Annotated in this window: 12 protein-coding genes; 5 read left to right on the forward strand and 7 right to left on the reverse strand. The window is 34.8% G+C overall.

The window, feature by feature from the left end; genetic code table 11:
• Positions 1-12: 12 nt before the first annotated feature.
• Entirely contained in the window at positions 13-3,693 is a 3,681-nt protein-coding gene (locus ABWU72_RS02910) for a hypothetical protein (RefSeq protein WP_353283856.1), read from the forward strand.
• A 64-nt stretch (positions 3,694-3,757) separates the two neighbouring features.
• Positions 3,758-4,966 (forward strand): 5-aminolevulinate synthase, encoded by a 1,209-nt coding sequence (gene hemA, locus ABWU72_RS02915; protein WP_155969391.1) that lies wholly within the window; start codon positions 3,758-3,760, stop codon positions 4,964-4,966.
• A gap of 118 nt (positions 4,967-5,084) precedes the next feature.
• On the opposite strand, the gene ABWU72_RS02920 is transcribed toward hemA, so the two are convergent.
• The 4 genes from ABWU72_RS02920 to ABWU72_RS02935 form a co-directional block, all read right to left on the reverse strand.
• Positions 5,085-5,780 (reverse strand): inositol monophosphatase family protein, encoded by a 696-nt coding sequence (locus ABWU72_RS02920; protein WP_006279720.1) that lies wholly within the window; start codon positions 5,778-5,780, stop codon positions 5,085-5,087.
• Between the two features lie 8 nt (positions 5,781-5,788).
• Entirely contained in the window at positions 5,789-6,355 is a 567-nt protein-coding gene (efp, locus tag ABWU72_RS02925; protein ID WP_006279719.1) for an elongation factor P, read from the reverse strand.
• A gap of 62 nt (positions 6,356-6,417) precedes the next feature.
• Positions 6,418-6,924, reverse strand: coding sequence for a ribosome maturation factor RimM (gene rimM / locus ABWU72_RS02930; RefSeq protein WP_038250708.1), 507 nt, complete (start codon positions 6,922-6,924; stop codon positions 6,418-6,420).
• Between the two features lie 14 nt (positions 6,925-6,938).
• Positions 6,939-8,114, reverse strand: a complete 1,176-nt coding sequence (locus tag ABWU72_RS02935; RefSeq protein WP_155969393.1) for an aspartate aminotransferase family protein — start codon at positions 8,112-8,114, stop codon at positions 6,939-6,941.
• A 66-nt stretch (positions 8,115-8,180) separates the two neighbouring features.
• Between ABWU72_RS02935 and ABWU72_RS02940 the strand changes: the two genes are divergently transcribed.
• The 3 genes from ABWU72_RS02940 (at position 8,181) to recF (ending at position 11,379) form a co-directional block, all read left to right on the forward strand.
• Entirely contained in the window at positions 8,181-9,608 is a 1,428-nt protein-coding gene (locus tag ABWU72_RS02940) for a sensor histidine kinase (protein ID WP_155969395.1), read from the forward strand.
• A 189-nt stretch (positions 9,609-9,797) separates the two neighbouring features.
• A complete protein-coding gene (gene bcp, locus ABWU72_RS02945; RefSeq protein ID WP_006279715.1) occupies positions 9,798-10,265 on the forward strand; it encodes a thioredoxin-dependent thiol peroxidase in 468 nt (155 codons plus the stop codon).
• A 16-nt stretch (positions 10,266-10,281) separates the two neighbouring features.
• Positions 10,282-11,379 (forward strand): DNA replication/repair protein RecF, encoded by a 1,098-nt coding sequence (gene recF, locus ABWU72_RS02950; RefSeq protein WP_155969397.1) that lies wholly within the window; start codon positions 10,282-10,284, stop codon positions 11,377-11,379.
• Positions 11,380-12,052: 673 nt separating this feature from the next.
• Here the strand turns inward: recF and ABWU72_RS02955 are convergent.
• The 3 genes from ABWU72_RS02955 to ABWU72_RS02965 form a co-directional block, all read right to left on the reverse strand.
• Positions 12,053-12,391, reverse strand: coding sequence for a TrbC/VirB2 family protein (locus ABWU72_RS02955; RefSeq protein ID WP_353283857.1), 339 nt, complete (start codon positions 12,389-12,391; stop codon positions 12,053-12,055).
• Positions 12,392-12,605: 214 nt separating this feature from the next.
• Positions 12,606-12,959: a TrbC/VirB2 family protein gene (locus ABWU72_RS02960; RefSeq protein WP_155969480.1), complete on the reverse strand. Its 354-nt coding sequence runs from the start codon at positions 12,957-12,959 to the stop codon at positions 12,606-12,608.
• Positions 12,960-12,983: 24 nt separating this feature from the next.
• Positions 12,984-13,298 carry a TrbC/VirB2 family protein gene (locus ABWU72_RS02965; RefSeq protein WP_155969482.1) on the reverse strand — a complete coding sequence of 105 codons (315 nt, stop codon included), beginning with the start codon at positions 13,296-13,298 and terminating at the stop codon, positions 12,984-12,986.
• Positions 13,299-13,381 lie beyond the last annotated feature (83 nt).

Genomic DNA, 13,381 nt, shown 5'->3' on the forward strand with positions numbered 1-13,381 from the left:
AGGAGGTAAAACATGTTTGGTTCCAATTTTAGAGACTTTGTATCACAAGATACAACTTCACAGGGCCAATCAAATTCTGAAAGATTAATCAAAAGTTGGCATGGTTTTGAAAAACCAGATTCTGAAGATTCAGGTATTGAAGAAGAGTTTGAAGTTTTAGATAGCGAAAGTCAAGAGATACCAGCTACTCCATGTAGCACACCCCCTGAAGATCTAAGTTTAGAGAATGCAATACTTGCAAACTTTCCTGATGGTTGTGATAGGTCGTTTACTGTAGAGTTAAAAGATGAAGATTCATATGGTATCATTCCTAAAAACTTAACTTTTGCTGAGATTATAAATATCTTAAATCAAGCTATACAAGAAGATAATTGTGAAGAATTAGACAAGGTTGTACAAAATATTGAAGATTATGAAGGCAGGTCTATTACGCTGGATAATGAAAATCTCAAAGATTTCTGTTCAAATCAACTTAATTTGGAGTTACAAAACGGAAGCAACCATCAACATATATATTCAAATGTACTATCACAATATAAATTTGATCAAGAGGGTTTCAAGTATGATTATTCAGTAAAAGAATTGGTACTATTGGCAATTGCAGCTAATGACAAGCTAGTAGAGCAATATCAGGATTTTCTTTTTGCTGAAGAAAACTTAAGTCTTTTACCTCTCCTTGTTGGTAATCAAAAATATATTGAAGCTTTTATAGAAAAATTCCATGGTACCGATGGAGTTTATGGAAGATTAAAAGATCAAACTATACAACTTGTCGAACCTAATAAGATTGGTTTTTTCTCAGTTATAGCATTAAGAAAAGAGCAAGAATTATTAAATGCAGTTTTTGTCGAATACGTTTTAAGAGATTTTGGACAGGTGTTAAAAACAAGTAATCCTGATTCTTTGTATGGTGTGCTTGAAACAGCGTCTCTGATCAAAAATGAAGAATTCATCACGATAGTGCTGGGTGCATTTGAAAGATATATTAATAAGCTAACTAAAAAAGCCTCAACAGAAGAGTTATTAAAAAAGAGTTTTGTTACTTTATTAGAAACTGCGATAAGCCAGGAACACACATCTGTCATTGAATACCTGTGCAAACGATACACTAATAGTGCAGATCATGCCATTTACGATGTATATGAACAAGCATTTGCGGATGATAAAGTTATTACAATACTAGGGCAACAAATCCTGAAAAACATAGGAGCTCGTGGCAGAAAAGAAATTTATGATTTAATTCTGAAAACTGCATTGGATGCTGGTAATATTGCATTTATCGAGCACTTGTGTGAAAAATGTGCTAAATGCAGCAATGATGTTATCGGCTATCTCAATCAAAAATTTAAAAATAACGAATTTGATAACATACACGAATCAATCCTCATTGCATTGTCTAATGTTGAATACACAAACACAGACGTTATAGTCGAGGTGCTTTTTTACACTAAAGAAATCCATCAAAACGTATCACATAATGAGCAAGTGATTAGGCCGGTCATACAGAATATACTGAAAAATGCAACACACTACTCAATAGGCCAAGAAGATTACTCCTTAGTCAAGGAAGTATGTTACTTATACACAGAAGAGGGTGCAATTAACGTAATTTTTCAAGAGGAGTGTAAGATTTTTAAATCTAGCATAGAAAAGCGCATAGAAGATCTGGAAAAGGAAAACAAATTATTGCAATCTGAAGCTTTACGTGAATATAACAGCCGTCTTCCAGGTATTGTAAATGGATTAGTTCAGACTGCTTGCATAGTGTATGATGAATACACTAAAGATCCAAAAGACAATAAACGTCAAAAGAATATTGATCTAATATTCAGTTTAATGCAAATTAGAAATATTCTGCAATTTTCTATTGATGTGCAAAAATATTCCTGCCATGAACGTCAAGATTTGTGGGATGAAATGTGCCAAACTCCTGGAACTTTTATAATACGAAAAAGAAGTAATAACGTTGCAGATGAATTAGAAATTCCAGTTATAACAAGTGACATTCTATCAGAAAATCCAGGACTTGAAAGTGCTGGCAGTAAGCAGCCACAAGAAAATGTTATGAGTAATGGAAAGGCTTCAATAGAAGAAGCTATAGGTAATAATTATAGGAGAGGTAAAATGTCTAAAAATAAAAAAAGTATAAAGCAGGGATTGTTTATTGATGTTATCTACGATGTTAAGCGGATGAAGAATTTCCTAAAAAGCAATGATGATAAGCTTGTTTTGGAGAAGGCCCTAAACCAAGTAAATACTGAAATTAAAAAGAAGGAGGACACTAACGGTCTAGGTGTTACTAAGAAGAAAAGAAAAAATGATCAGAAAGAAAAACTCTTACAAACTAAAGAATTGCTTGAAGACAAGATCAAAAGCATTGGAACTGATGCTAAGGCTGCTGTATCATCAGTAACTGATGTTAGCGCTACTACAAGTAGTCACGAAGCTCCTGTTAATATTGATGATGAGAAAAAACAAGCTCATGCTCAACCTGCTGAACATGTACCAGAAGAAAGTGCAAAACTTAAGGCACAGCCTTCTAATACTCAAGAGCAACAAGAAGTTTCTGAGACTCCAGTTCCAGAACAAACGGATGATATTGAAAGTTTAAGTACACAGGACGCTCTTGTTCCTCAAAGTAAAAGTGCTACCGTGTTATCAGTTGATAGCGATGAGGAAAAACAAGCTTCTCTAAGTGATGAAGTTTTTTATGATGCAGAAGAATCTATGTTAGGTACAACAAATAGTAAGGATGGTTCTACGCTTGAAGGTGATAGTGATAAACAAGAGCCACAACCAAAATCAGTGCCAACACCTTTAGTAGCTAAAGAAAATTCTGGACAAGTGAATAATGTTCAAAGTAATGGTAGACAGTCTGATAATCAAAACAATAAAGATATACAAGATGTTAGCGCTACTATAAGTGATCAGGTAACTCCTGTGAGTAGTGATACTGAAAACAATAAAGTGGAAAAAAGTGGTGTGAGTTTACAAAGCAGCGGCTATGTGGACAATAGCACAGTATTATCCTTTGTGGATAGAGAGCGTGTTATTCATGTTGATGCGCAGGTTTCAGGGGATGTGAGTTGTCTGGTTGAAACTATTAGTGAAGATACTGATGAAGTTGCAAGTAATCAAAATGGTGTACTTTTGCTGGAAGCTCAACCTATGGTACAGAGTTATGATTCAAGTGAAAAAGGTAATACTAATTTGCAAAGTGCAGGTGATAGTAGTGTAGGTGTAGTGTCAAAGAATGGTAGTGATCAACTACCTGCCGATAATCTAGAGCAGAATAGCAAAGGGGTGGATGATAGTAGTGTATCTGTGCAGTCTATAGGTATGGTGATAAGTCAATCTAATAGTGCTTCCACTATAACTCTGGATGATCACAAGCCTCTCATGAAAGATATAGAAAATGATAATGATCCAAGTGAAGAAGATAATGATTCTCCACAGAATATCAAAAAAAGCACATTGTCTACTATAGTTGTTTCAACACTAGTCGTGGCTGCAGTAGCTTCGATAGCTATCTCTGTTTACTTAGAAATGTTAGCAGTGGGGATAGCAGTTGGAGCTTGTTGTCTGGTTGCCGCTGCAGTTATATACTGCTGTACACCTAAAAGCCAAGTTGAAAACAGCGAGGTTGAAAAACCTTTCAACACGGGGAAAGTACCTACTGCCGTACATGTATAATAAATATAGTAGTCTATCGTTTAATAATTTATTATAATTATGTTAATTATCGGTAAATAAGGACTTGGTAAACTACGAAGAAATATTCTTGAATAAAATAAAAGATATAAAAGATGAGGGGCGCTACCGTGAATTTACGCACTTTGCGTCATTACCAGGTAGGCTCCCCCACATTATGGACTATGAAAGAAATAGGGAAGTAATAGTCTGGTGCAGTAATAACTATTTGGGAATGTCACAAAATGAGAGTGTAATTGCCGCTATCCAAAATTCATCTGTTGGTGCTGGAGGAACAAGAAATATATCTGGTACAACAAAAGAGGTTGTTGAACTTGAAAAATCCTTAGCTTGTTTGCATAAAAAAGAGGCTGCTTTAACTTTTGCTTGTGGCTACCTCGCTAACCAGACAACACTTAGCACTTTATCGTCTGTTATTCCGGGCGTAGTAATTTTTTCAGACGAGAAGAACCATTCTTCGATGATAGAAGGCATAAAATCAGGAAAAAGGCCAAAACATATATTTAAACACAATGATGTTAATCATCTAGAGCAGTTACTCAAGTCTATAGACAAAAAGACACCAAAAATAATAGCACTTGAATCCGTATATTCAATGGATGGCGATATAGCGCCGCTTAAAGCAATATGCGATCTTGCAGATCAACATAATGCAATTACCTATTTGGATGAGGTGCACGCAGTTGGCATGTATGGTTCACATGGTGGCGGAATTGCAGAAAGAGAAGGCCTGATGGATAGAATAACCGTTATTCAAGGTACACTATCAAAGGCTTTTGGAGTGATGGGTGGGTATATAGCGTCTTCAAAGAGCTTGGTAGATGTAATAAGAAGTTCCGCTCCAGGATTTATTTTTACCACTGCTATGTCGCCTGTTTTAGCAGCGGCAGCAAAGGCAAGCGTTGAGCACCTAAAATCGAGCAACATTGAAAGGGAAAAGCAAAAGCAAGTCGTTGAAAAAGTAAAAAACTCACTGAGAAATGCAGGAATTAACTTCATTCCAACAGAAACTCATATAATTCCAATAATAATTGGCAACTCAGAGTTATCCAAAAAAGCATCAAAATTATTATTTGATGAGTATGGAATATATGTTCAACATATAAATTACCCGACAGTTCCAAGAGGAACTGAGCGTTTCCGTATTACCCCTACACCTTATCATACCGATGAAATGATAGAGCATTTAACAGAATCTCTTGTAAAAGTTTTCGAAAAGTTGTCTATCTCTGTAGCCTGTTTATGCTATAGCTAGTACAGCCCTACATCATACCGCGATTTATTCGCGGTATCTCAGCATGGATTCCGCTAACAAGTAGCGGAATGACGAGTTTTACGCTTATCAAATTGTAGGTAAACATAAATTACTTTAGCTATAGTTTTATATCTCCAGCAATGATTAGCCCGTTGTCTTCCGTTAGCCTTCCACCGCTTTCTTGCAGAAAAAGTCTACCGAGCAAGGCTTTATATTTGTTAACTCCAGAGTAAATTATTCCACTGTGCCTTCCTGCCGCAAGGTATGCAAAGCCTAAAATTGTTGAACCTATGGAGCGTACATTACTATTGCCAGGCAGCAATTTATTTAACAAATTACCACTTACATCTATTAGACCCCCTTCACGGCTTTTCACTCGCATTTTTACATGACGAGATCTAAAATCCTCAAGAAAAGCACCTTTCTTTTCTTCTGCCCAAAAAGTTTCTCTAAGAGCCGGAGCATCAATTACAGCTGCCACAACTTTATTTTTATGAATGAGACAGACTGATACTGCAAAATAAACCATGCAACTAGAAAAGTTCTCCCTGCCCTCTATAGGCATAATAAACCAGGTATAAGTGTTATCTTTTACTTCTTGATCAGTATCATCTTCAAAAATAAAACCATAGTCTCGTTTGTAGTCGTGCAAGCAATCGTATATGGTTTGCTTGGATTTTGAATAAGTTTTATTAATAAAGTCTGCTGATTTAACATTAGAAATTTGCAATTCATTAAAATCGCGCATAAGCTGCTTGGAAGCATTACGCACAGAATCAAGCATCACATTAATTCGTGGTGATGAGAGGGACATTCTTCCTTTTACTCTTTCACTCTTTCATAATAGCTGTCACCTGGAGTATATACTACAATTTTATCCTCTTCTTTTATAAATTGAGGCACGTTAACGCGCATTCCGTTTTCCAAAATTGCAGGCTTATAAGAAGCAGTAGCAGTTTGTCCTTTAATAACAGACTCTGTTTCTTTCACAGCAAGTGTAACATAATCAGGCACATGCGCAGAAATTATTTTGTCTTGATAAGCTACAACTTTAATTTTCATGTTATCCTGTAAATAAATTTTTTTTTCTCCCAATAAGTCCAAATTTATAGTGATTTGCTCGTAATTACTTGGATGCATAAGATTTACAATGTTTCCTTCAGTGAAAAGGTAAACATATTCCTCTTCATCTAAAATTGCCCTTCTGATTGTTGCATCAGAACGAAATCTTTCATAGTGTTTTGCTCCGGTCTTGATATTTTTCATTTCAGCTTGTATGTATGCACCACCTTTACCAGGTTGAGTATGCATAATACCTACAACCAAAAATAATCCGCCGTTATGTTCCAACACCTGACCTGGTCTAATATCGTTAGCTCTTTCTGCCATAATTACATTTTCAGTTTGATCTTACAATTATAAATAGCTTTATATAAATATCAAAGTCTTTATTAGTCAATAAATTCTGGTATATTTAATACTATATACCTCCCCTTTATATTTATATGTGGAAATATCTCTTTAGTGAAAGACAGCATAATACGTTTTTTTGTGCTGATAACTAAAATTTCTAATATATCCCCTGAGCCGAAATTATACACAGATTTTACATAGCCATATAATTCATTACTTTTCAGCCTTACTTCCATATCTACAAGGTCACTTTGGTAAAATTCATCCTCATCATTTAGCTCTGGTAACTTGCTTCTTTCTATATATAGCTTCTTATTCCTTAAAAGCTCTGCTTCATTACGGGAATTTACTCCGCTTATTGTAGCTATTACTAAATTATCACCTATGACGGATACTGAGTCTATTTTATAATTCTCATCACCACTTATTAGCTTACCATATAAGAAGATATTTTCAGGCTTTTCAGTAAAGGTTTTTACTTTAACAGCTCCTTTAATTCCGTGAGGAGAGGTAATAATTCCTAAGCATACCAGATTGTCGTTCATATTAATGCAAGTATCTAATCAGAAGATTTCTCAGATAAATATTGAGTCAAAATCTCGATGCCTTCATCAATCTCTTTTTCAGTGATAATGAGTGGAGGTAAAATTCTCACAACGTTATCTGATGTTACCCCAACAGTAAGCAAGCCGCGATGACTTAACTCTTCTGCAAACTTTTGATTGTCTGCTTTCACTTTTATTCCAAGCATTAACCCTTTCCCTCTTACTTCCTCTATTATTGGAAATTTACTTGCTAAGTCTTCTAGTTTATTTTTTAAGTATTTACCTCTAATTTCAACATTTTTCAAAAAGCCGGGGCTGAGCAATTCTTCGAGCACAGCATTACCTACTGAGGTTGCAAGCGGATTGCCACCAAAAGTGGAACCGTGCATACCGACCGCCATATATTTAGCAGCATTTTCAGTCGCAAGACAAGCCCCTAGCGGAAACCCGCCGCCTATTCCCTTTGCAAGAGCGCATATATCAGGTTCCACTCCTATATGTTCGTATGCAAATAATTTTCCTGTCCTGCCAGCACCGCATTGCACGCAATCAAAAAATAACAATATGTCATTTTCATCACACAGCTTTCTTAGTTCTTTCATAAAGACTTCATTCATTACTTTGATACCACCTTGCCCTTGTATTGGTTCTATTAATATAACGCCTATACCACTTGAAATTGCTTTCTTTACGCTCTCAATATTGGGCTCGATGTTATCACACCAATCAATGTAGGGATTTAGTAATTCAGAAAATTTCTGTTTATCGTTTGTAGCACAAGTTAAAAAGGTTCTTCCATGAAATGCACCATGGAATGTTAAAATTCTGTGACGATTTTTATTGCCTTTTCCATTTTGATAGATCCTAGCAATCTTAAGCCCACATTCTACTGCCTCTGATCCAGAATTTGAGAAAAATACAGTGTCAGCGAAACTGTTGTTTATTAATTTTTCTGCAAAATTATTGGCAGCAGGTATATTATAGGTATTTGATATATGCCATAATTTTTCTCCTTGCAATTTAAGAGCACTAATTAATCGCGAATTAGTGTGACCTAAGCTACTAACGGCTATTCCGGAGTGAAAATCTACGTAGCGCTCACCATCAACATCATATAGGTAGATACCTTTGCCATGAGAAAAATTTATATTAACAGGAGAATAAACTGGCAAAATAGGAGAAATTGTCATAAAATATTATATGCTAAATTTTATTATTAATAACATAAAAGCCGTTGTTTCGCAATGAGTAAGGATATGTATAAGATAGGTAAATTAATGTTTTCTGCACTGGGGAGAAACAAATACACAAAAGTTATCGCATTATTCTCATCAATTTTTATGATTTTATTCAGTGTGATATATTGTAATCATTTACTAAGGAGTAATTTCCTTTCTTCTTACCGTGATTCAAGTGTAAACTTAAAAAGCGTACTGGAAAATGGCATAATAAAAAAATACCATTATTTACTAATAGAAAAGCATCACATTAAATACAAAAATTTTGACTACATAAACCAACTAGTAAAACTACGTGCTGAATTATTACAATCAGTGAGCAAAGTAAAGGATTTCAGCTTAATACTGTATGATCAAAACGGCAGAATAATATTCAGTAATTTTAACACTCAAGATTATGATTATGAACAGTTACTTACAAACGATGAAATTGATAAACTATTAAGTAACCAAGAAATATTTTATACTACAGGAAATACATTAACTTCTATTTTCCCTATATTCCATGAAAATAGCGTTAAACCGTCGTTTTTTTTGAAGATTCTTCGAAACTACAATAATTCTTATGTTATAGCATATGGCCTGTTTTTAACATTTTTGGGCCTATTATTAATAATCTTAATATTAATAATGTTCTATTTGCACTTTTCTAATACCCAAATGCTAGCCAAGCAACATAAAACTAACATTGAATTACAGCAGATAAAAGAGACATTAGAGCAAGAAAATGCAAACAAGCTAAAGTTTTTTGCAAGCGTTACACATGAATTACGCACACCTCTTAATGCTATTATTGGATTTGCGGAGTTGATCAAAAATAAAACTTTAGGTTCAATGGATAATTCTCAATACAAGGAGTATGCAGACGATATATATAATGCAGGAACACACTTACTTACCTTAATTAATGATGTGCTCGATTTTTCTAAAGCTGAATCAAGTAGTTTAACAGTAGAAAAAGTGAAGTTTAACCTGAACAAAATAATGGATTCATGCGTAAATATGCTATTACCTAAATTAAAAGAAGCCGGGATTAATTTAAAAAAAGAGATGACTAATAAACAATTATTAGTCATTGCAGATCCCAAGAGAATGAAACAAGTTATAATAAATTTATTATCAAACTCAATCAAGTTTACTCCCAAAGATGGTTTAATAAGAATGGTGATAAAAGAAAATATAGAAAAAAACTTATTAACTATTGAGTTTCATGACAATGGAATAGGAATAATGCAGCAGGACATATATAAAGTTATGTCTGTTTTTGGCCAAGCAGATTCGGGGTATAGAAACGAAGGTACGGGCATCGGATTGCCGCTAAGCAAGAAATTAGTAGAGTTAATGGGTGGAACTTTTGACATTAAAAGTGAAGCAAAACTTGGTACTACGATAACATTGAACTTCTTTTATGAAGAACAAACATGTGAAGATTCGATTGATTTTTAATAGGATCTATTTGATATGGCCTTACATCAGACGAAAACCACACTTTATCAAAAGCGGCAAGCCGAGAAGGTAGGCAGAAATTCATCAATAAGCCCCCATCAAGAATCTTATCTGTTAGCTATATATAAAATTTGATACTCTGACTACAATATACTACTATAGATAGAAGTGTTATTAATGGAGCAAGGTATGGAATTAGCAGTAGGAAATAATGCACCCGATTTTAGCTTACCAACAGATTCTGGTGAAAATTTATCACTGAGTGAATTTTTTGATAAAAAAAATGTAGTTCTTTATTTTTATCCTAAAGACGATACTCCGGGTTGTACAATGGAGGCAAAAGGCTTTAGAGATAAAATAGATGATTTTTCTTTCCTTGACACAGTGATAATTGGTGTATCAAAAGATAGTGTTAGATGTCACACTAACTTCAAAGCAAAATATTCTCTGCCGTTTTCTTTAGTTTCTGATGAGAATGCTGAAATGTTGGGAAAATATGGTGTTTGGGTAGAGAAAAGTATGTTTGGCAAAAAGTATATGGGAATAGAACGCACTACTTTTTTAATAGATAAAAAAGGTAAAATAGTGAAGATCTGGAAAAATGTAAAAGTTAGTGGACATGTTGATGAGGTTCTGGAAGAAGTAAAGAGAATATAAACTAAAGAATAGGTTAATGGCTACCCATTGCTACATAAAAAAGCTGAAATTACATAATTTTCGTAGCCACTCAAACTTTGAACTGGATTCAGATGATAGCTCAGTTGTAATAACTGGCAAAAACGGTATTGGTAAAACTAATATACTTGAAGCAATCTCGTTGCTTGCTAAAAGCAATGGAATGAAAAAAGCAAAAGCCAGTGAGATACAAAATAGATTCAGTAATGAAGATTGGGCAGTGCACTATGATTTTTTTAATGGAACAGATTTTAATTCAATTGGTATCGCAAAGAGTTTTGATAAGAAACTAATACAAATTGATGGAAAAACGCAATCAAGTTATTCATCTCTGTATAAGATATCCAATGTAATATGGCTGATTCCACAAATGGACTATGTTCTTCTTAATTCTCCAAGTGACAGATTAAAATTTTTAGACCGTATAGTCTCACTGTTTGAGGAAAATTACACTTGCTGCTACATGAAACACAGAAAAGCTAAACGTGAGCGAAGTAAACTGTTGAGAGAGAACACCTTGGACGAAAATTGGCTCTCTAGTCTTGAAAACATAATGGCTGTTAATGCAGTTAGTATTTTACGTATGCGATCGTCTGTTTTAAAAATATTACAAGACACAATTGATAACCATTCCAGTGAGCTTTTTCCAAAGGCAAGTTTGAAATTCAGCAGCCAGCTAACTTTGAACGATACTGCAGAATATTTTCAGAATCGTCTAAAGGAAAACAGAGAAAAAGACTCATTGACTGGTAGAGTAACCTTTGGTGTGCATAACGATAATTTTCGGGTTTTTTGTCAAAAAAGAAACGTACCAATAAATCTGTGCTCCACTGGAGAACAAAAGTTATTACTGCTTTCTATTATTTTATCCAGTGTAAAAGCAAGGTGTATTCATTACAATAAGGCACCACTTCTTCTGCTTGACGATATAATGTCTCATCTGGATAAACATTACAGAAAGGCGTTAATAGAGGAAATGTTAAGTATTCAATGTCAAACTTGGATAACTGATGTAAATCAAGATAATTTCAATAGCTATCTTTATTCTTTCAAGTTTTTTGAATTATCAAATGAATTAAATGCAAAACTTCCTTGACAAACCTCGCCAGCCCCCTTATCATGATACTGAAGGTATTCAGTTATCTTCATCTGTGCAGATTAAACAGCAAGAAAACAACGTAGTTGGCGTCTTATTTTTAATTTTTTACACTATGTGCACCTTATGTCTTCACAACATTTCTGGGTTTTTACCTATATAAGCTGAAACGCGCTTGTAAGTCGTTTAAGACAGTATAGTACGCCAATTTTGCAGGATTAGAGAGTGACAACTAGCTAACACGGGGTTTCTTTTGCCTTTTTTTCTGCTTAGTAAATTTCTTAAACATTCAAACTAAGGTGAGTTGCATTCAAAAGCAGCTAAATTGCAGTGTTTAAGACTTAAAAAACGCCAATACTGAAAATAGACAATGACCAGGGCTTCTTTTGCCTTTTTTTTTATTTGGTAAATTTCTTAATATTCATAGCTAAACGACAACCGTTATTCCGCTGCTTGTTAGCGGCTGAGATACCGCGAATGAATCGCGGTATGACGGTATGCGGCGGCATGACGATAAGCCTTGTCATTCCAGCGCGTGACGCTGGAATCTAAACTTTAACTGATATGATTACAGAAAGAGAATTTATTAGGTATTCATAGACACTGAAAGTGGTCAGCTTGACCACTTTCAAGTAAAGAAAACTACGTTTGTGCCTCCAATAATTTCTATTACTTATTCGGTTACTACACCGTCTTTACAAATCACACCTCCTGGTGTTATTTTTGAAACGACTACAGGAGCGCCAAAAAACACAGCAGTAAATGCACCGAGTGCAAAAAGCGCTGGCCATGGCATTCTGCCAAATATCGCAAGCAAAGCTGCACCAATTATCACTATTGTGATCATCGGCCCACCTATGCCATGAGTATAGCCTATTATCTTGCATATCACTGATGATGTTGTATCACTTTCATCAACAAAAACGGTGTTGGTGGTGCCACCACTAGTATTAGCATTTGCATCAAACGCAAAGGAGAGAATTAACGCCACAAGTAGAAGAAAATTTTTCATTACGCCTCCTATAATTTCTGTTTCATGTTTGATTATCTATCGCTTTGATTAAATTTAAGTAAATGGTGAGGATTCTAGTAAATTTGTCATCCTATCAGTTTATAAAAATTCCCGGATCTCAGTGTTATTCACTTGGACAACATTTATACAATTGTGGAATAATGGTGCTCCTTTAAGAAGCACCATTCAGCTAATGTTTTTCTAAATTTAGTACCTATTTACATACATTATTTGTTGTATCCCATGTTTTACCATCAGGGCAAGCAGTTGCACCATTTTTACAAATCACACCGCCTGGTACTATTTTTGAAACAACTACAGGTGCACCAAAAAATACAGCAGTAAATGCACCGAGTGCAAAAAGTGCTGGCCACGGCATTCTGCCAAATATTGCAAGCAACGCTGCACCAATTATTACTATTGTGATCATCGGTCCACCTATGCCGTGAGTATAGCCTACTATTTTGCATATTGTATTTGACGTTGCGTCATCAGTAACACTGCTAGCAAAAGCATTATCAAATGCAAAGAAGAGAATTAACGCCACTAGTAGAAGAAAATTTTTCATTATGCCTCCAATAATTTCTATTACTTATTCGGTTACTACACCGTCTTTACAAATCACACCTCCTGGTGTTATTTTTGAAACGACTACAGGAGCGCCAAAAAACACAGCAGTGAACGCACCGAGTGCAAAAAGCGCTGGCCACGGCATTCTACCGAATATTGCAAGCAACGCTGCACCAATTATCACTATTGTGATCATTGGTCCACCTATGCCATGAGTATAGCCTATTATCTTGCATATCACTGATGATGTTGTATCATTTTTATCAACAAAAGTATTAGCATTTGCATCAAACGCAAAGGAGAGAATTAACGCCACAAGTAGAAGAAAATTTTTCATTACGCCTCCGATAATTTCTATTTAATGCTGGATTATCTACCATTTTGATTAAATTTAAGTAAATGGTGAGGATTTTTTTGCTT

Source organism: Wolbachia endosymbiont (group A) of Lypha dubia (genome assembly GCF_964028575.1).
Taxonomy (GTDB): domain Bacteria; phylum Pseudomonadota; class Alphaproteobacteria; order Rickettsiales; family Anaplasmataceae; genus Wolbachia; species Wolbachia pipientis.

Bases quoted from the DNA above. Each gene is read 5' to 3' on its own strand.
- ABWU72_RS02940 (WP_155969395.1), top strand. From the start codon at position 8,181: ATGTATAAGATAGGTAAATTAATGTTTTCTGCACTGGGGAGAAACAAA.
- ABWU72_RS02955 (WP_353283857.1), bottom strand. From the start codon at position 12,391: ATGAAAAATTTTCTTCTACTTGTGGCGTTAATTCTCTCCTTTGCGTTT.
- rimM (WP_038250708.1), bottom strand. From the start codon at position 6,924: ATGAACGACAATCTGGTATGCTTAGGAATTATTACCTCTCCTCACGGA.
- ABWU72_RS02965 (WP_155969482.1), bottom strand. From the start codon at position 13,298: ATGAAAAATTTTCTTCTACTTGTGGCGTTAATTCTCTCCTTTGCGTTT.
- ABWU72_RS02910 (WP_353283856.1), top strand. From the start codon at position 13: ATGTTTGGTTCCAATTTTAGAGACTTTGTATCACAAGATACAACTTCA.
- ABWU72_RS02960 (WP_155969480.1), bottom strand. From the start codon at position 12,959: ATGAAAAATTTTCTTCTACTAGTGGCGTTAATTCTCTTCTTTGCATTT.
- bcp (WP_006279715.1), top strand. From the start codon at position 9,798: ATGGAATTAGCAGTAGGAAATAATGCACCCGATTTTAGCTTACCAACA.
- efp (WP_006279719.1), bottom strand. From the start codon at position 6,355: ATGGCAGAAAGAGCTAACGATATTAGACCAGGTCAGGTGTTGGAACAT.
- recF (WP_155969397.1), top strand. From the start codon at position 10,282: ATGGCTACCCATTGCTACATAAAAAAGCTGAAATTACATAATTTTCGT.
- ABWU72_RS02935 (WP_155969393.1), bottom strand. From the start codon at position 8,114: ATGACAATTTCTCCTATTTTGCCAGTTTATTCTCCTGTTAATATAAAT.
- ABWU72_RS02920 (WP_006279720.1), bottom strand. From the start codon at position 5,780: ATGTCCCTCTCATCACCACGAATTAATGTGATGCTTGATTCTGTGCGT.